This is a genomic window from Marinomonas balearica, assembly GCF_004362145.1.
In the GTDB taxonomy this organism is placed as follows: Bacteria; Pseudomonadota; Gammaproteobacteria; order Pseudomonadales; family Marinomonadaceae; genus Marinomonas; species Marinomonas balearica.
In genome coordinates, this window is record NZ_SNXC01000013.1 from 147829 (window position 1) to 166540 (window position 18712).

The 18712-nt window shown below is 44.0% G+C and carries 14 protein-coding genes; 7 read left to right on the forward strand and 7 right to left on the reverse strand.

What is annotated here, in order from left to right:
* Window positions 1-141 precede the first annotated feature (141 nt).
* Window positions 142-1287 carry a M14 family metallopeptidase gene (locus DFP79_RS12605; RefSeq protein WP_133504294.1) on the reverse strand — a complete coding sequence of 382 codons (1146 nt, stop codon included), beginning with the start codon at window positions 1285-1287 and terminating at the stop codon, window positions 142-144.
* Window positions 1288-1323: 36 nt separating this feature from the next.
* Here DFP79_RS12605 and DFP79_RS12610 point away from each other — a divergent pair, with 36 nt between their 5' ends.
* Window positions 1324-1839 (forward strand): hypothetical protein, encoded by a 516-nt coding sequence (locus DFP79_RS12610; protein WP_133504295.1) that lies wholly within the window; start codon window positions 1324-1326, stop codon window positions 1837-1839.
* On the forward strand, window positions 1832-2320 hold the full coding sequence (locus tag DFP79_RS12615) for a putative 4-hydroxy-4-methyl-2-oxoglutarate aldolase (protein ID WP_133504296.1): 489 nt from the start codon (window positions 1832-1834) through the stop codon (window positions 2318-2320). The genes DFP79_RS12610 and DFP79_RS12615 overlap by 8 nt, the downstream gene beginning before the upstream one ends.
* A gap of 171 nt (window positions 2321-2491) precedes the next feature.
* On the opposite strand, the gene DFP79_RS12620 is transcribed toward DFP79_RS12615, so the two are convergent.
* The 5 genes from DFP79_RS12620 to DFP79_RS12640 form a co-directional block, all read right to left on the reverse strand.
* Window positions 2492-3403 (reverse strand): homocysteine S-methyltransferase family protein, encoded by a 912-nt coding sequence (locus tag DFP79_RS12620; protein ID WP_133504297.1) that lies wholly within the window; start codon window positions 3401-3403, stop codon window positions 2492-2494.
* 265 nt (window positions 3404-3668) lie between these two features.
* A complete protein-coding gene (locus DFP79_RS12625; protein WP_133504298.1) occupies window positions 3669-6362 on the reverse strand; it encodes a hsp70 family protein in 2694 nt (897 codons plus the stop codon).
* Window positions 6362-8110 (reverse strand): Hsp70 family protein, encoded by a 1749-nt coding sequence (locus tag DFP79_RS12630; protein WP_133504299.1) that lies wholly within the window; start codon window positions 8108-8110, stop codon window positions 6362-6364. The genes DFP79_RS12625 and DFP79_RS12630 overlap by 1 nt, the downstream gene beginning before the upstream one ends.
* Window positions 8111-8704 carry a DUF2760 domain-containing protein gene (locus DFP79_RS12635; protein ID WP_133504300.1) on the reverse strand — a complete coding sequence of 198 codons (594 nt, stop codon included), beginning with the start codon at window positions 8702-8704 and terminating at the stop codon, window positions 8111-8113.
* 5 nt (window positions 8705-8709) lie between these two features.
* Window positions 8710-10635, reverse strand: coding sequence for an ATP-binding cassette domain-containing protein (locus tag DFP79_RS12640; RefSeq protein WP_133504301.1), 1926 nt, complete (start codon window positions 10633-10635; stop codon window positions 8710-8712).
* A 272-nt stretch (window positions 10636-10907) separates the two neighbouring features.
* Here DFP79_RS12640 and DFP79_RS12645 point away from each other — a divergent pair, with 272 nt between their 5' ends.
* The 5 genes from DFP79_RS12645 to DFP79_RS12665 all read left to right on the forward strand — a co-directional run bounded on the left by DFP79_RS12645 (window position 10908) and on the right by DFP79_RS12665 (window position 17303).
* Window positions 10908-12017, forward strand: coding sequence for an efflux RND transporter periplasmic adaptor subunit (locus DFP79_RS12645; RefSeq protein WP_133504302.1), 1110 nt, complete (start codon window positions 10908-10910; stop codon window positions 12015-12017).
* 11 nt (window positions 12018-12028) lie between these two features.
* On the forward strand, window positions 12029-15154 hold the full coding sequence (locus tag DFP79_RS12650; RefSeq protein WP_133504303.1) for an efflux RND transporter permease subunit: 3126 nt from the start codon (window positions 12029-12031) through the stop codon (window positions 15152-15154).
* 143 nt (window positions 15155-15297) lie between these two features.
* Window positions 15298-16065 carry a motility protein A gene (locus DFP79_RS12655; protein ID WP_133504304.1) on the forward strand — a complete coding sequence of 256 codons (768 nt, stop codon included), beginning with the start codon at window positions 15298-15300 and terminating at the stop codon, window positions 16063-16065.
* Window positions 16066-16067: 2 nt separating this feature from the next.
* Entirely contained in the window at window positions 16068-16835 is a 768-nt protein-coding gene (locus DFP79_RS12660) for an OmpA/MotB family protein (protein ID WP_133504305.1), read from the forward strand.
* Between the two features lie 33 nt (window positions 16836-16868).
* A complete protein-coding gene (locus DFP79_RS12665) occupies window positions 16869-17303 on the forward strand; it encodes a hypothetical protein (protein WP_133504306.1) in 435 nt (144 codons plus the stop codon).
* A 169-nt stretch (window positions 17304-17472) separates the two neighbouring features.
* On the opposite strand, the gene DFP79_RS12670 is transcribed toward DFP79_RS12665, so the two are convergent.
* Complete coding sequence (locus DFP79_RS12670; protein WP_133504307.1) at window positions 17473-18645, reverse strand: O-succinylhomoserine sulfhydrylase; 1173 nt, start codon at window positions 18643-18645, stop codon at window positions 17473-17475.
* Window positions 18646-18712 lie beyond the last annotated feature (67 nt).

The following is an 18712-nucleotide window of genomic DNA, read 5'->3' on the forward strand; positions in this document are numbered from 1 at the left end:
GGCGAAATACGATACACACTTCTTTTTCAGACGCGGTATGTCTGTCGATAAGTCAGATTAATAAGGGGGCATGTAAAAAAAGTGCTAATGATAAAAAGACGGCTCTCTTCATCATTAGCACGCGCACGTTTAGAACGTGAGTTAGGACATGTGCTTGCTATTAATCACCTGATATATCGGATAAAGAACGTCGGCTCCTAGAATTTTAGAACGTTCTGGAGACCAACCAACCTCCTCATCAGGTAGGTTTTCATTGTCTTTGAAGGGCATTTCAAGTGTTAACGACAAGCATCGATAAGTGTTACCCACCCATTTTGATGCGACAGATAAATTAGCCTCACCAAAGTAATCTTGCTCGTAGCCAATATCCGTCTGAAAATCAGGGCTCACAGCAAGTAATGTTTGTGAAAACAACGTTTCCATCGCTTCCATACGAGCATCAAAGTTTGGAACACCAATACACCCATCAACAAAGTTAACTGGCAGTGTTTCGTCTCCGTGAATATCCAAGAACATATCCACGCCAACTTCGGCCATTTTCTTTTGAACCGCCAATACTTCCGGGCTATTTTCTTGGGAAGATCGTTTCCACTCTCGGTTTAGATTAACGCCTTTACTGTTTACTCTAAGGTTCCCATGAACACCGCCGTCGGGATTCATGTTTGGAACAATGTAAAAACGACATTGCTTTAGCATAGCTCTAGCAACTGGATGAGATTCATCAAACAGTCGTTCTAGCAATCCTTCTACAAACCACTCTGCCATGGTTTCTCCAGGGTGCTGACGTGCTGTTATCCAGATATTTTTTGCCAACCCTTGAGTTTTTGTCACTTCAAGCAGAGTAATGTCTCGCCCTTCGGCAGTTTCACCTAAGTGGTGAGTGACACAATCCTCGTGCGAACTTGCCCACGAAAGCATATCAAGATGGCGCTCATAACTATAAGGGGCGAAGTAGGCATAATAAACGCTGTCTTGTTCTGGCTGATGCGCTACTGTAAGAATGCCATCTTCATACTGAGTCGGTACTCTAAACCAATGCTCTCGGTCATACGATGCAACCGCTTGATAGCCCTCCCAGCCTTCAGAATAAGCGGCGTCTTTTGCATTTTCAAAATGGATTATACATTCTTCGCCCATACCGCCTTGTAAACGAAAATAAAACCATTGAAAGAAATCTGACTCTGTATCTTTCGGAATACTTACTCTAATATTGTCAGGTTCCGCCGCGTCGATCACGGTTATGTTTCCGCCATCAAAAAAGCTACTAATCTTGATACGACTGGTCATTCAATATTCCTTACTAAACAGGCTGTTACTTTTAATATGGCAAGTTTACCTATATTCATCACCGCTGTCGCGAATTCTGCGGATGAGCCGTCATTTCCTTTGTTATTTACTTGGTCTACTCACGATGCTGAGATAAAAGAAGTACTTGTTATTCCTGACGATGATTGGCTACATTCAGCCACCGTTGAAAAAAATATACAAGATATTAACGAAACTCAGCTTTACGAGTTTGGCTATGAAGCGGGTGACATTCTCGCAGAATGGACAAGTGAGTTTGATACGGATGCCGTCTATGCCATTCAACCCGATGAGCTGTCATTGCTTGTCGAGGCAACCTTTGACTCCAAAGGGTTAGAGCCAACATTCGAAGTACTCAACATATTTGATTGGTTTGAAGAACGAGGACTGGATTTGCACAATGAGTGGGCATCACATGGCAACCCTACGCCATTAGAGTTATTGCCACCTGATGAACAAATTGCATCCCTGTTACAAATCGCCTCTGAGAACGGATTAATTGAAGCCCCTGAGAGAGAAGAAGATTATGACTGATCTAACGCCCGATTTATGTGATCACTATGCCGACAGCATTACGATCGCCGACTCTATCTTTCAAGATTTTGGCGGTAACGACTGCTTTTATGGTGAGGTCGTCACCGTTTCTTGTTATGAAGACAACAGTAAGGTTCGAGAATTAGCCTTCTCTCAAGGTGACGGCAAAGTGATCGTCGTAGATGGGAAGGCAAGCTGCCGACGAGCCTTGTTAGGTGATATGCTTGCTGAAAACGCAATGAAAAACGGCTGGAAAGGCATTGTTATCAATGGTGCGGTGCGAGACGTTTACACGATATCAACACTGAACTTTGGGGTTAAAGCTCTTTGTGCATTTCCCTTACCTACCGAGAAAAAAGGGCTAGGAGAAATCGGCGTTCCTCTAGAATTTGCGGGCGTTAAACTGGAATCAGGTGATTACATCTATTGTGATCGTAACGGCATCGTTGTTTCTAAAACAGAACTGAAGCTCGATTTCTAGCCGAGTGCAGTTTTTAGTACGATTTGTCTAAACTAATGCATCTAAACATCACCATATAGCCCGCATAACTTAATGGATGCTTGAAACTAAATATGAAATAAAAAAAGGAGAGCACTCGCTCTCCTTTTTTCGTAAACTCACCTAACAGCGAGCTCAATTACTACTGGTATACTAAGCCAGTTCGTTAGACATTGCTTCGATATGCTCTGGACCAATTCCACAACATCCACCTACCAATGTTGCACCGTCTTCAACCCAACGCTTAACCCAATCAAGATATTCTGTTGGGGAAAGATCCTCACGCAATTCATCCAAACCATCGTTAGCCGTTGCTTCTTTGGTTTGTGGAGGGAACGCATTAGCGTAAGCACCAATCTCTATTGCCTCTAAACCGGACTCAGCTAACATTTTGTGCGTCAGCTTAATTGCTTCACCGATAATTTCTGGTTGACTGCAATTAAATAAAACCGCTGAAATCCCCATTCCTGAAATTTTAGCAATCGCGTCACGTAACGTTTCGCCCGAGCGAAGCATAGGCTCTTCTGTTTGCTCTGAGTCTTCTAGGGTGAAGGACACCCAGAAAGGTTTTTTCCCAGAGTCGTATTTATCAACAAGCGCCTTTACCTGTGCAACTTCTTCAATGAGACACTGGGTTTCGTTTAACCACACATCGACATTTCCACTAAGCCCTTTAATAATAGGCGTAGCGACTTCTTCTGCACGTTCCGCATTGTACAAATCGGCGCGATACGATCCAAAAAGAGGTGGAAGTGACCCTGCAACAAGAACATTACGTTCGCTTTCGACAACCGCCTCTTTTGCGACATCGCCAGAAAGTTTGGCTAGATCATAGGCTTGCTCAGCAAACGCCTGCTCTCCAATATGAAAAGGAACAAGAGCATAGCTATTCGTCGTAATAACGTGTGCACCGCTCTTTATATAGTCCTTGTGAACCTCTTTCACAATTTCAGGTGTCTTCATCATTGCCAATGCGGACCATTCAGGCTGCTGGAAAGGTGCATTTCTTCGGTTTAGCTCTCGCCCCATCCCACCGTCTAGTATAGTGACATTAGATGAATTCATATCCAAAACCTCAATAAAATAAAAATAAGCGCGAATTCTAAAACGTTTTTTAAAGAATCTCTATCGAAAAAAGTTGAAGAACCATGGTATGAGCGCATTCTTTATGCACTCTATGTTGCTATCTCTTTTTTATATTGGTTAACACGCAAGTACTTACTGTTAAGTACATATAAAATTGGAAGGAATTTGAAGTAAAAAGGAGCCTGTTTAAGGCTCCTTTTGGGATTACCACGTCTTATGTGGTTTAGTTCTGCTTGCGAGCAGACTAAATTAAGCTTAGACCAATCGGGAAACTTTCGCCTACTAATTTCGTTAAACTGACTTCATCAATGGTGTCTGTTTCACTGAGACGTTCAAGCCACAAAGCAGGACATTTATCTTTTTTTAACTTATTCGCGATTTTCTTTCGCAAAGTAGACAAAGATTCAGCTTCCATTTCACAATGCTGTGTCATTAATATGGTTGCTAAGCCTGCTTGCTTACGTTTCTTCCAATCCTCTTTAAGCGCCAGCTCTATCTGAGTTACTGCTATGCGCTCCGAAAGACGGTAATCCTCTTCTTGAACCAATAGCTGGCGTGATGCTAATCGCCCAATAGTCCACCAGCCCGTATCACTTTCGGATGACTTTTTAAGGCGTTTGGTTAACCAATCTATCGCCTCTTTTTTTGTGTCAGGTGCTAAACGTTCAAGCGCACCGACCATTCTTATTAAATCGTCTCCCGATCGTGTTTGCAGCTGTTTTTGCTTGTCTCGCGATTTCTGACCAGAAGGCGAATAAAACTGGCTGAACTGTTTGTACAGAGACTCTTGCTGATCGGCTGCTAACCCTCCAGCCACTCGCCTGAATAACGTCCAATGTTGCGCCCAAACTGCAGATGCATCAAATTTAGGCCCGTTCTTTGTAAGATTGAACGCCTGCGTAACTCGCTGTTCATCTCCAGTATGCCCGTAACCAGGACGGAGGCAGAAGCCGAGCAACTGGAGCCATAGGCGTTCGTGTTGCGCGCTCTTCACCCGCCCAGATTTTAGCGATAAGAGCTTATCAGATATTCTTCGCGCCGTGGTTACGTTCCACTCTTCTCTATCACCAAGCTGCGCTTCCAGCTCTACTCGCAGAGTTTTCACAAGATTCGGTTCTGTTTTTTGGCCTGCATTTGAAAAACATCGAACAAGCAGTTCCTCGGCTTGTCCCATATTTCTATGCAACGTTTCAACCGTCTCTTCCGTTGAATTTGCTTCTGGCGCGTCCGTACTGAAGTTAAGATCCCACTCTTGACCATGTTCAGTGTCTTTCAACTTAACTTGAACTACGCCAATTTCAGACAGTTTTGCAGCGAGTTTTACTTTAGCGTTTACTTGCTCTCCACTTCCCTCTAACTCAGAGAGTAAGTTCGAAACAAAATGCATCTTACTATCATCTCGCAGTATACGGCCTACATCGCACTGGACATCATCATCTGACCGATATAACGGAAATTGAACCTGCTCACCTAACGTCAAGACGAACTCATGAGATAATTCTATGAGCTCTTCTTTCGGTGTTCCTTTAGGAATCAGCCCAACATAATCACCTTCAGATGTTTGGAGCCATAAACTATGCGACACACCACTTTCAATACGCGTAGAAACGCCGTCTAAAGCATTTAGATACTGTGCCGCTCCTTTTGCAACGGCGTTATTAGGCTCTCCTGAATTGCATACCGTGATGCGCCCTTCAGTCCAGAGATTGAGTTGTTCAACAAAGCGGTCTTTTACCATGTCACTGTTGAAAAGCCCGCCGTTGAACAATACGGCATCGGGCATTGTTTGACCTGTAAGAGCCACTATCTCTGCTTCGTGATCTGAAATGAATTGCGCTAAATGGCGTGTAAATGCGGCATCCGTTTCATATGGCAACCCCAAGGCATGTATCGCGTATTCAGATCGATTCACTTTTGTCGATTTATCAATAATCGGTAGAAAGCCTTCTTCTATTTGCGCTAGTAGACTTTGTTTTTCTACAACAAACTTCTGTGATCCACCTATTAGCTTACTGCCCGCACCCAATACAGTAAGCGTCACCGATTCAGGACCATCTTTTGATAGTAATACTTCTTTGGCTTTACGTGTCTGTTGAGTCAGAGCCGCTAAACGAGTTGCTGAAAGTGACGAAATTTGTCTCGGATCTAATTGATATGCAAGCGCCTGATCAAGGTTGTCTCCACCCAATAGCAGGTGCGACCCTACCGCGATTCGTTTCAGTGCCAATCGTTCTCGGTCAGTGGATTTGATGTGGACCAAACTAAAATCAGATGTGCCACCCCCAATATCAACCACCAGCAACATTTTGCATTCTTTAAGAGATGATAAAGACTCATTATCTCTTATAAAGTGATAACAAGCCGCCTGTGGTTCTTCTAGAAGATAAAGATCACGAATTCCAGCCCGTCGAGCTGCATCGAGTGTCAACGACCTTGCTTCTTCATCGAATGAAGCAGGTAACGTTAATGTGACTTGCTGATCTTCCAGCTTCGCGTCGGGAAAACGGTGATTCCACGCATCTTTTATATAACTAAGAAGTATTTCGGTCGCTTTGAGGGGGCTTACTTTACGCTTTGCTTCACTTCCCCACGGTAAAATGGCTTCTCTGCGATTAACCCCTTGATGGCTCAACCAACTTTTCGCGCTCTGAACAAGTTGCCCTACTCGCCTCTGGCCTAAATCCAGTGCGCCCTTGCCTATGATCAAATCTGTAGCGGTACTGCGCCAAGGAAGTACGGGCGCAATTTTGGCTAATTCATCATCCGCGAGCAGATAAATTGCGCTGGGTAAGTAAGTAAAACTCTGAACCGTTCCATCCCCCAGATTTTGGGGGATGTCTAACAATTCCGGTTCGCCATTAGAGGATTGGATGTCGAAGTAGGAAACGACACAATTGGTAGTACCTAAGTCGATTCCAACTCTATATGTATTGCTCATTACGAATCCCTGGTTTGAAACTCAATTTCCCAAACGTTGTTCGAATTAACATCGTGCGCTTGTAGCATAAGAAGCCCCAGTTCAGTAACGTGAGCAGACACGCAGACCCTAACCATCTCACCTTCTTTATAGTCTTTGGCATCTAAATACACCGATAAAGGCGGGAGCTCCTTAAGCGCCGGCACTGAGAACGAAGCTATAACTTTGCCTACTTGATCGGCATCGTTATGATTAGATTGAAAGAAGCGGAATGTGACTTGCTCGCCAACCACAAGCGAAAACTCGCTAGGTAACATTACTTCTTCTGAGCCTTCTTCCAGCCCAAAAGGCGCCACGCATACCGCGTCAACAGGTGCCGCCATGCCGGGTATAGCGGGCATTGGGCTTGCAACACCAATGTAGTAATTGGCTGCCAAACCGTTTTTAACTTTTACACCGCCCTCGTACTGAACCTGTTCATAATAAGCAGCGCCTTTCGCTACTGCATGATCAAGGTGGCTAGGAGATAGCATTTCAAGATTATTATCTGAACCGCATAAAGTTTGCAGTCGATTCGCAATCAAATCACGAATAACAGCGGCGTTGAATACTCCGCCGTTTAGCAATACTTTAGTCGGTAAAACTTGAGTATTCGCCAGAAATTCAGAAATGTGACGTGTAATCGCTGGATCACTTTCATAATCCAAATTGATCGCAGCGAAACCCGCTCTAGGTTGCGCTTGAGCACGTTCACCCATCTGAACATTGGGAAAAAAGCCATCTAAAATTAGCGTTTGTAAATCCTGTTGATTAAGCGTTGCTTTAATCGAATTATTAAACAAACTACGACCACGGCTAGGCACAACAACGGTTGCTTCTGGAATGTCTGGATTCGCTAATAAGCGCTCTTTAGCCTCTCGACAGCCTTGTGTAAGGCCAGATATCTGCCATGGTTCTAATTGAGTTCCCTGTTGCGCCAACTGACCAGCGACATGATAGGTGAGTGCCATATCCATGTTGTCACCGCCCAACAATATATGACGCCCGACCGAAACACGCTCCAGCGCCAAAGCACCGTCGTTGTCTGTGGCCTGAATCAAGGATAAATCGGTTGTTCCACCGCCGACATCAACAACCAGTATGTGGTCTCCAACGGTTAGACTTTCTGTCCAGTTTTCTTGTTCAGACAACCATGCATAAAATGCAGCAAGCGGTTCTTCAATGAGACGCGCTTTTAGCCCCAATTTTTGAGCTGCGGCTTCGGTTGTTGCTCGTGCTGCGGGGTCAAACGATGCTGGCACCGTAATAACGAGGTGCTGGTGTTCAATTGGGCTATCTGGATATGCATAATCCCATGCTTTAACCAAATGCTGAATTAACCACTCCGTGACCTGCGCTGGCGAGGTTTTATCAATTTCTTCTAATGCATCGACAGGTAGTACTTTTTCATCGACAGCAACACGAGAATGACAAAGCCAACTTTTCGCACTTTGTATCATTCTGCCTTGAGATTTTGCGCCCATCTCGCGTGCTAGCGAGCCGACAATATGGGTGCATTGACCCCAAGGTAATAGTCGATCACTCTCAAGCAGCTCTGTTTGATGAGGAAAATACACAAATGAAGGCAGCAGCGCCTTATCTTCAACGCGTCCTGGAGCGGTTAGCTGCGGTATTTGCAGCTGTTTTAACGCCGAGTCCGAGCCTTTTTCTGCATAAAATACAGCGGAATGGGTCGTGCCTAAATCGATACCAACAAAATACTCTGACATTTAGACCTCAACTTCCGCAGGAGCCAAAATAGATAAGCCTTCCGTATCACTGATTTGAGGCAACTTGATATCGGTCACCTTCCAACCAGGGTGAATGAGCGTACCACTGAAAGGCCCGTCGCCTTGAATTACACCTTCAAGTTTAGTGTGTTGTGGATTGTAGTCCGAAGCTACTTCAACACGAGCGTTTTCAGGAGCCTCGTTCACGGCACTCAGCGAAAAATACTGTTCAATCACTTTTGAACACCCAGCATGAATTTGTCGTGCTGCGCCGCCAACTTCTTCATCGCTATAAGTATCGATAGATTCTTGAGTAAAATCGATAAAACGAGCTTCTTTTTGAAGTAGCTGTAGTAGCTGCAAGGCTCCGTCAGAGTTCACAGTATCCAGTGCAGGAGCTTCGATCTGCACTTCTCGAATCACCTCCACTTCTTCTGTAATCACTTTGGGGTCAACTTCGAACTCGAACTTACTGCCATTGCTTACTTCACTACAACGCGCAGCATAGTTTCCGTTGCCCATATATTTAAAAAACTGACCGAAAGAGCCAAAAAATCTTGGCACAAATCCGACTGATTTAATTTCTTTACTCATGAATCTTATCCGTTTTGCATTTCTTCAAGTTCGAGCCAACGCTCCATAGCGGTCTCAAGCTCTTCTTCTTTCGCGGCCATTTTTGCCAAGGTATTTTGTACGCTTGCTTGCTCACCTGAATAGAAATCAGGAGCGCTGATGACCTCTTGTAAATCGCTTATGTCTGATTCAAGTGTCGCGATCAAATCAGGCATACCATCAAACTCGCGTTGCAGCTTGTAACTGAGTTTTGATTTTTTCTTGGCGGGTGCGGTATCAGTTTTTTGCTCTGACACTTCTGGCGTTGCCGTAGTTTTAGCCTGATCTTGCTCTTTTTCGACTTCTTTTTCAATTTTGTCCGTAGGGAATCGTCCGCCTTGGCGAATCCAATCTTGATACCCACCCACATATTCCTTCGCTACACCGTTGCCTTCAAACGCGATAACGCTGGTTACGACATTATCTAGAAACGCCCTATCGTGACTTACCAACAGCAGCGTTCCTTGGTATTCAGTCAATAACTCTTCCAGCAATTCAAGCGTCTCAACATCGAGATCATTGGTCGGCTCATCCATTACCAACAAGTTTGCAGGTTTGGTAAACAGTTTAGCGAGCAATACGCGATTTCGCTCTCCTCCAGATAAGGCTTTTACTGGAGTACGAGCACGTTCAGGTGGAAATAGAAAGTCTTGCAGATAGCCAATGATATGACGACTTCTTCCTTCCACTTCTATTGTGTCTTTGCCTTCACCGACATTGTCTGCGACGGTTTTCTCTGGATCGAGCTGTTCTCTAAGCTGATCAAAATACGCAATGTTGAGTTTTGTGCCTTGGCGTACGGTTCCGGATGATGGCTCTAACTGACCTAAGAGAATTCTAAGAAACGTACTTTTACCGCAACCGTTTGGCCCAATCAAGCCAACTCGATCACCGCGAGATACAACAAGGTCCAAAGGTTTTAAGATTGTTTTATCTTCAAACGCATGAGCTACTTGAGTAAATTCCGCAACCAATTTACCTGATTTTTCATTGGAACCGAGCTTCATTTTCGCATTCCCTTGGCGATCAATGCGTTCTTTTCGCTCGTCGCGCAATGCTTCTAATGCTCTAACTCGGCCTTCATTTCGCGTACGTCGTGCTTTTATTCCCTGACGAATCCAAACCTCTTCTTCCGCGAGCTTTTTATCAAAAAGTGCGTTCGCTCGCTCTTCTTCTTCAAGCTGCTTTTCCTTGAAAACAAGAAACTCTGATAGTCGGCCGCTAAAAGAAAGTAGATTACCTCTGTCCAACTCAACGATTCGGTTGGCTAAGTTTTCCAAGAAGCGTCTATCGTGGGTAATGAACAAGATTAAACCGCGGAACTGTTTTAATTGAGATTCCATCCATTCAATTGTAGGTACATCCAAATGGTTGGTCGGCTCGTCCAACAACAATATGTCTGGAGCGCTCAACAAAGCTTGCGCTAGAATCACTCGTCGTCTCCAGCCTCCGGACAACTCAGACATTAACTTATCAGCAGGCAAAGCTAAGCGTTGCATCATATGGTTGACGCGTTGCTCTAAATCCCAGCCTTGGCTTTCGTCTAATTTTGTTTGGATATTTGCAAGCTCATCAGAATGATCCGTAGACATGTCTTCTAACAAACTAAAATAACGGGTCAGCAATTCGTTGGTTTCGCCGGCGCCTTCGCTCACTACTTGACGAACTGTTTTGCCATCAGCAGCAGGTAGCTCTTGTGGAAGCTGTGCCACACGCATACCACCTTCTATTCGAACAACACCTTCATCAGGAATTTGCTCTCCGAATACCACTTTCAGAAAAGTGGATTTCCCAGCACCATTGCGACCGATAATGGCAACACGTTCTCCGCGCTCAGCAGAAAAACTAATATTAGAAAGAAGTGGATGGTGACCAAATGCAACACTTACTTGATCGAGTGATAATAAACTCATAGTTATCCGTAAAATATTTCACATTATAATTCACGCTATGTTATCACTGATACCGCGTCAGATTTAACCAATACCGTGTTTTTACTCATTTTTTTATCGTAACGATGGATCTTAAAATACGAAAAACCGAAAACAGTTTAAAAAATACCCGTTATTTCCATATATCCCCGTTCGTCTTATCTCTATAATGTTTTTCAACAAACGCATTAGTGTATGATTTTTGCAACGGAACATATGGTTTTGTTTAAATTTTATGATATGGAGCACTTAGAATGAGCCTAAAAAGCAAGTTAGGTCCTGTTAGCGCTATTGCTGTAGCGTCAGCCGCTGTACTTTGGATGTACGCTGAAGGAAACGGAATAACCCATGCTCAGGCCAGTGAAACTCATTCCAACACCGAAAGCAGTACAACCAGTAGCTCAACCACTGCATCGGTCGATTCGAATTTATTCTCAGTTAAAGTAAAAACACTTACCGCTCAGACTATTGAAAACACGCTTAAGCTAAGTGGTGAAACTGAGTCCAACAAAAGCCAAGTATTAGTCAACGCAATCTCTGGAAAAGTGTCCGCCCTTACAGTTAAAAAAGGCGACTTTGTGAAAGCTGGCCAAAAGCTGGTTACTTTCGACACTCGATCTCTTAAAGCAAATGTCTCTCAAGCAAAAGCTTTAGTTAAACAAAAGAAGATTGAGTTAGATGGCATAAAACGTCTGAAGAAAAACAATCTAACCTCTCAAGTAAAGCTTGCGCAATCAGAGACAGATTTAGCAAGTGCTCGTGCGACGTTAAAGTCATTGCAGGTCGAACTTGAAAATGCCGTTATTAGCGCCCCGTTTTCTGGCATTGTTAACAATATAAACATTGAAAAAGGTCAATACGTAAGTGTCGGTACACAGGTATTAGATTTAGTGTCCATTGACCCTGTGACCGTAAAAGTAAATCTTCCACAAGCCCATTTGTCGAAAGTAAACGTCGGGACGACTGCCGATGTGGCTTTGCCTAACGGTGTAAATGCAACTGGTCAAGTGCAATATATAAGCCGTGTAGCAAACACTTCGACCCGAACGCTTCCGGTTGAAATTGAAATCTCAAATAAAAACAACGACATCCCTTCAGGGATATCAGCAGACGTTAACTTTATTTTGAATGAACAAAAAGCTCACTCCTTTTCTCCAGCACTTATTAGCTTAAATGACGCTGGAAACACGTCAATTAAGACGATTACACCTAATAACATCGTGCAAATTGAACAGGTTGAAATTGTGCGAGAAGAAAGAGACAAAGTGTGGGTTATCGGTTTGCCAACCACAGTTAACATCATAACTGTAGGGCAAGGTTATGTATCCGTCGGTGATCAAGTAGACGTTCATTTTCAACACTAAGGAGATAAGCAATGCAGACGATCATCGAGGCCGCATTAGCCAGATCCCGCACCGTCATGATGTTTTTCGTGCTGATACTGATCTCAGGCACGGTATCCTATATTGAGATTGCAAAAGAAAGTAATCCGGACATCACGATTCCAATGGCTTATATATCAGTCTCATTGGAAGGTATTTCTCCTGAAGACGCAGACAGTCTCTTAGTGCACCCTCTGGAAACTGAGCTACGTGATTTGGAAGGGTTAAAGGAAATAAAATCCACTGCGTCGGAGGGTCACGCCTCTATTATTCTAGAGTTCGAAACAGGCACAGACATCGATCAAGCCCTAATTGACGCTCAGAACAAGGTCGACAGAGCAAAAAGCGAACTTCCCAGTGATGCAGATGAGCCAACTGTAAACGAAATCAATCTATCTACGTTTCCTGTAATACGCGTTAATCTATCTGGAAACACAGACTTTGCCACTTTAAGTCGAGTTGCAAACGATCTGAAAGATGAGATCGAGTCTGTTCAAGGCGTTCTGGAAGCTGAAATCAGCGGCGATCGAGATCAGAGAGCCGAAATTATAATTAATCAACAAAAATTGGACTCCTACAATTTAGTCCTGACGGATGTTGCGAATCTCGTCTCAAATAATAACCGCCTTGTAGCCGCAGGAACACTTGATACCGGCGCAGGTCGCTACCCTCTCAAGGTTCCAGGATTGTTGGAAACGAAAGCCGACATACTGTCACTTCCTATCAAGGTTAACGGCAATGATGTAGTACGCTTGGGAGATGTCGCTGAAGGTGAGCTCACATTTGAAGACGCAACAAGTTATGCCCGTGTAGATGGCCAGCGCGGTATTACGTTAGGTGTTTCCAAGCGTGTTGGTGCGAATATCATCAATACAATTGATGCCGTAAAGGAAGTCATCAAGCATGAAAGCGGCAATTGGCCTGAGGGCATTGAATACAGCCTTTCTCAAGACGAATCCGTCAATATAAAAACGTCTCTTAACGATCTGTTTAACAACGTTTTGGCGGCAACCTTATTGGTTATGGTCGTAATCCTTTGGGCTTTAGGTGTAAGATCCGCCATATTGGTTGGCTTAGCCATCCCCGGTGCATTCTTGTCAGGCATATTGCTACTCAACGCTCAAGGATACACCATCAACATGGTTGTGCTTTTTGCCTTGATTCTCAGTGTCGGCATGCTCGTTGACGGTGCGATTGTTGTGACGGAATACGCCGACCGGAAATTAGCAGAAGGTGCTTCGAAAAGACAAGCGTATGCGGAAGCCGCTAAACGAATGGCTTGGCCTATTACGGCTTCGACAGCAACAACTCTTGCTGTTTTTATGCCACTACTCTTTTGGCCAGACATTGTTGGCGAATTTATGCGTTATATGCCGATAACCGTGATTGCAACGTTGTCGTCTGCACTTATTATGGCTCTGATAGTTTTACCGACAATAGGCTCCATTATCGGTAAAAAAGGCGCTTATTCTGAAAAAACAATGGAAACACTTCGTCTTACGGAATCTGGAGACCTGTCTAAGTTACGCGGACTAACTGGAATATACAGTCGAATGCTTGCTCGGCTTGTTAATTATCCGATTGTTATTTTACTGTTTGCTATCGCTCTATTGATCGGCGTATTTATGAGCTATGGTAAATTCGGACACGGTGTTGAGTTTTTTCCAAACATCGAGCCTGAAGTAGCGAATTTGGAGATACGAGCGCGTGGCGATTTATCGCTCGATGAAAAGGACGCATTAGTAAAACAAGTCGAACGCCTAATTGTCGGACATCCAGACATTAAAAGCCTCGTCGCAACCACCTACTCCTCTCCTAAAACAGACGGAGCACCAGACAATATTGGTACACTCTCTATGGAGTTTATTGACTGGTATAAGCGCCGTCCTGCAAGCCTCATTCTAGAAGAAATTCGTGAAAAAACACGTTCGGTGCCGGGTATAGAGGTTCGATCAGAAGTTCAACAAGGTGGGCCTCAATCCGGTTCGGATATCGAGCTACAATTGTCTTCTGCCTACACTGGCGTTTTAAATGAAGCTGCCAAAGAAATATCCAAAAAGCTACGTGCACGTGATGAAATCATCAGCGTTAGCGATGATCGCTCCTTACCGGGTATTGAGTGGCGTATGGACGTTGATAGAGCAAAAGCGGCTGAATATGGCGTCAGCGTAAACACTCTCGGCAATGTAACTAAGCTGGTTACTACGGGGATTGTCCTGAGCGACTTCTTACCCGAAGGCGCAGACGATAAGATTGACATTGTATTGCGCTATCCCGTGGAACAAAGAAGCCTTGGACAGCTTGACGAACTTCATATCACATCAAATGAAGGACCTGTTCCAATCAGCAATTTCGTTACTCGCTACGCAGCTCCAAAACAAGGCATCGTTAATCGAGTTGGTGGTAAGAAATCCATCACCATCAAAGCCGATGTGAAAGATGGCTTAGTTGTTGACCAAGTGATTCAACACATTCGTGCAGAACTCGTAGCAACGGATCTACCTGACACATTACAGTTTGAGTTTAGGGGTAACACAGAAGATCAGCAAAAGAGCCAAACCTTCTTAATGAAAGCGTTTGGAATCGCTTTCTTTATTATGGCGATTATTCTGGTCACGCAATTTAATAACTTCTTCCAATGCCTGCTTATATTAAGTGCCGTTATTTTCTCCACCATGGGTGTATTAATAGGCTTGATGCTAAAAGGCGAACCGTTTGGCATTGTTATGAGCGGTGTAGGCGTTATTGCGCTTGCAGGCATTGTGGTGAACAACAACATTGTATTGATCGACACCTTCAATGGATTGCGCAAACAAGGCATGAAAGTTAGAGAAGCTGCAGTACGCACAGGTGTCCAAAGGCTACGACCGGTAATGTTAACAACGATTACCACAATACTAGGTTTGGTTCCGATGGTGTTTCAACTCAACATTGATTTGGTTCATCAAACTATTAGTGTCGGCGCACCGTCAGCGCAATGGTGGACACAACTGTCAACCGCGATCGCTGGTGGATTAACGTTTGCCACACCTCTAACACTTATCCTCACTCCCTGCTTGTTGGTGCTCGGCTATCGTCGAGCCGAACGAAAACAACTTAATGCACTCGGACAAGCTTAAACAATTCGCGCCCCTTTTTATAAAAATTGGGGCGTGCAATTGGCTGATATCAAAGAAATTTCAACTCTTCGACTTGTATCAACGACTATTGCTATACATAATGTCAGTATATTCCATTCAAAAGCAAACTAGGTGAATACTCAATGGATTTCGCATCATTCATAGGCATCATTTCCGGTATAGCCCTAATTATCTCTGCCATTTTTCTCGGCAGTAGCGACATATCAATCTTTGTTAATGTGCCGGGGATCATGATTGTTGTCGGAGGCACCATAGCTGCAACACTCGTTACTTTTCAATTCCGCGATACAATGTCAGCCTTGAGAGCGGCATTCATTGTCTTCGGTCAAGATAAACAGAACCCACAAGCGATGATCGCAACCATGCTTCAAATCACCAAGATCGCTCGAAGGGAAGGCTTAATCGCTTTAAGTCGAGTAGACGCTGAATCGCCTTTTCTAAAACGTGCGATGAACATGGCATCGGACGCATCAGATGAAGACTATATTCGCCACACCCTTCAAGCAGACATCAACTCATTGCGAATGCGCCATTACGTAGTGCAGGACGTATTCAAAAAAATGGGCGTATACGCTCCAGCATTTGGTATGCTCGGTACTCTTATTGGATTGATCCAAATGCTAGCACAAATGGATGACCCAGAGGCCATTGGCCCTTCTATGGCTGTTGCCCTACTAACAACCTTCTATGGCTCTCTCCTATCGACCGTTATTTTTAACCCGATTGCAGGAAAATTGAAAGCTCGGACTATACTAGAGATACAAACGTTAGAAATTATCAGAGACGGCACTGTGAGTCTTTTAGGAAGCAATAATTATTTAGCCGTATATGAACGTCTTTCTTCTTACGTGCCAGCCCATCAAAGAAAACCTGCCGGAATGGGAGATTAACTTTGCAAGACCCATTTGTAGAAGATGAAGAGGTAGCAGCATGGATAGTGACGTATGCAGATCTTATGTCGCTGCTGTTGGTATTTTTTATACTCTTATACAGTTTATCTAAACTCACTGAAGACACACTAGTTAGCGCCCTTTCGTCAATTCAAATTGCACTAAACAGTAACGGGGCCTTAACTCGCCTAGACCCTAACCTTTATTCGGGTGGGGGAACCGAAACAATAAAACCAGTAGACCCTCAATTAGCAACAGAAGCTGATTTAACGTATTCAAAAGAACCAATTGATGAAGTTGAACGAGAGCACGTCAATGAAATTGCAAATGATGCCGCCAATAAATTCGCAGGTCAAAACTTAGAATCCCAAGTGGCTGTCTTTGAAGACGGAGAAAGAATTACTATCCGCGTTGATGGTGCTTCTCTATTTGAGTCGGGAGAAGCGGATATCTTGTGGAGCGGAGAACCGATATTTGAGACACTCCTTCAAATATTTATAAGGTACCCTGAGTACAATATCAGCATAAAGGGTCACACCGACAACATTCCCATTAATACCGCTCGATTCCCAAGCAACTGGGAGCTCTCCGCAATACGCGCAACCACCACATTACGATACTTTTTATCAGAAGGTATACCGCCCGAAAGAATGACTGCGACAGGCTACGCCGATGTAATTCCACTTGTGCCGAACGATACACCAGAGCACCGCGCACTAAATAGGCGAGCTGAATTTGTATTAGAGCGAAATAAGGACAATACTGAATAAGAACGCCCAGTAAAAATTGGGAAGGAAACAGATATGGAAGACGCCTCAGCAATACATTATGAAAGCTCTGAACGACGTGAAGCAGTGCGAGTTATTCCGAACGGCTGCTCAGTTCAGTTTAGCAACAACGAAAACACATTCCGTTGCATGGACATCAGCGTAAGCGGCGTCGCTTTATCCTTAACGAGCGACTCCACCACCCCCTTACCACAGAATGGCTCTTTGACGGCATTCATTGTCGATAGAGATGAGATCATCATTGGGAAAGTAATTGCGAGAAAAATTTACCAACAGGAAGAGCGTTCTGGATGGGCTTTTATTCAAGCCGAGGAGCGTGTTCTAACTTTTGTAGAAGAACTCGTATTAGAAACTCAAAAAATAGCATTAAGACAAGCATCATTAGAACGAAAGAAACACGAAGAAGAAATGCTATTAGGGATAACAGAAAGCAACGAATTAGACGCTTAACTGAGCTTTGAATCACCATAGCCAACCAGACATACAGTCAACAGGATCTTTAATCGTCTGATATAACGATCGCATCATAAAGATGCAACCGCCACATTTCACTTTCTACCGCTAATATCCATAGAGAAGTAAAAGATATTAATATCAGCAGAAAATAACAAAAACACAATTAAATTCCATTAAGTGCTTGCTCAACGTCTTCGATAATATCTGAAATATCCTCAATACCCACTGAGATTCGAACCAACCCATCTGCTATTCCTGCCGCTTCTTTCTCATCTGGAGAAAGGCGCCCATGTGTCGTAGTGGCAGGGTGAGTAACCAACGTTTTTGTATCGCCCAAATTGCCGGTGATCGACATAAGCTGCACACGGTCTATAAAACCCCACGCAGCCTCTTTGCCACCTTCAAGTTCAAAAGACAACAAACCACCAAAATCCTTCTGCTGCTTTTTAGCTAGCTCGTGAGATTTATGCGATGGCAATCCACCGTAATTCACCTTTTTCACTTTGGCATGCTGCTCAAGATACTGAGCCAACTGAAGTGCATTTTTAGAGTGAGCCTTCATGCGCAATTCCAGCGTCTCCAGCCCATTAAGTAAAATCCATGCATTAAACGGACTCATCGTTGGACCAGCACTGCGCATAAACGCAACAAAGTGCTCAACAATTTCTTGAGATGAAATTAACGCGCCACCAAGACTCCGTCCTTGTCCATCAATAAACTTAGTCGCAGATTGCATCACAATATCCGCACCTTGTGTTAAGGGATTTTGCAATGCTGGCGTAGCCAGAACCGTATCAACGCAAAGCAACGCTCCTTTTGCGTGAGCCAAGGCAGAAACTCGCTCTACATCTACGACCTCGTACAATGGATTAGAAGGCGTTTCAAAGTAGCAGAGTCGAGTATTAGCGTTAATTGCATCTTCCCAAGCGTCGTAGTCAGTTGCATCAACATAAATAACTTCGACGCCAAACTTAACGGTATAGGCATTAAAGAACTTTATTGAGGAGCCAAATATGTTCCTTGAACAAACAACTCGATCACCTTGCTTAAGAAGACTATAGGCCATTGTCATCAGTGCAGCCATACCCGACGCAGTTGCTATCGCGGCCTCACCTTTTTCCATAACAGCTAATCTTTTTTCAAACATTTCTACGGTAGGATTTGTAAAACGAGAATAAATATTACCATCCTCATCTCCCCCAAACTTCGCAGCAGCTTCCGCAGCGGAGCCATAGGCAAAACTAGAAGTCGTGAAAATAGCCTCACTATTTTCCTGCTCTTGAGTCTGACGAACACCTGCATGAATTGCATTAGTCGCATTTTTATACTCAGACATCTTTCTATCTCCAAAATCTGCCAACAAGGCAGTCTACCGTAAAACAAAATAGCCAGACCTAAAGGCT

What these genes read in the sequence shown, in the direction of transcription:
- DFP79_RS12605 (WP_133504294.1), bottom strand. Translation starts at nt 1,287, where the DNA reads ATGACCAGTCGTATCAAGATTAGTAGCTTTTTTGATGGCGGAAACATA.
- DFP79_RS12610 (WP_133504295.1), top strand. Translation starts at nt 1,324, where the DNA reads ATGGCAAGTTTACCTATATTCATCACCGCTGTCGCGAATTCTGCGGAT.
- DFP79_RS12615 (WP_133504296.1), top strand. Translation starts at nt 1,832, where the DNA reads ATGACTGATCTAACGCCCGATTTATGTGATCACTATGCCGACAGCATT.
- DFP79_RS12620 (WP_133504297.1), bottom strand. Translation starts at nt 3,403, where the DNA reads ATGAATTCATCTAATGTCACTATACTAGACGGTGGGATGGGGCGAGAG.
- DFP79_RS12625 (WP_133504298.1), bottom strand. Translation starts at nt 6,362, where the DNA reads ATGAGCAATACATATAGAGTTGGAATCGACTTAGGTACTACCAATTGT.
- DFP79_RS12630 (WP_133504299.1), bottom strand. Translation starts at nt 8,110, where the DNA reads ATGTCAGAGTATTTTGTTGGTATCGATTTAGGCACGACCCATTCCGCT.
- DFP79_RS12635 (WP_133504300.1), bottom strand. Translation starts at nt 8,704, where the DNA reads ATGAGTAAAGAAATTAAATCAGTCGGATTTGTGCCAAGATTTTTTGGC.
- DFP79_RS12640 (WP_133504301.1), bottom strand. Translation starts at nt 10,635, where the DNA reads ATGAGTTTATTATCACTCGATCAAGTAAGTGTTGCATTTGGTCACCAT.
- DFP79_RS12645 (WP_133504302.1), top strand. Translation starts at nt 10,908, where the DNA reads ATGAGCCTAAAAAGCAAGTTAGGTCCTGTTAGCGCTATTGCTGTAGCG.
- DFP79_RS12650 (WP_133504303.1), top strand. Translation starts at nt 12,029, where the DNA reads ATGCAGACGATCATCGAGGCCGCATTAGCCAGATCCCGCACCGTCATG.
- DFP79_RS12655 (WP_133504304.1), top strand. Translation starts at nt 15,298, where the DNA reads ATGGATTTCGCATCATTCATAGGCATCATTTCCGGTATAGCCCTAATT.
- DFP79_RS12665 (WP_133504306.1), top strand. Translation starts at nt 16,869, where the DNA reads ATGGAAGACGCCTCAGCAATACATTATGAAAGCTCTGAACGACGTGAA.
- DFP79_RS12670 (WP_133504307.1), bottom strand. Translation starts at nt 18,645, where the DNA reads ATGTCTGAGTATAAAAATGCGACTAATGCAATTCATGCAGGTGTTCGT.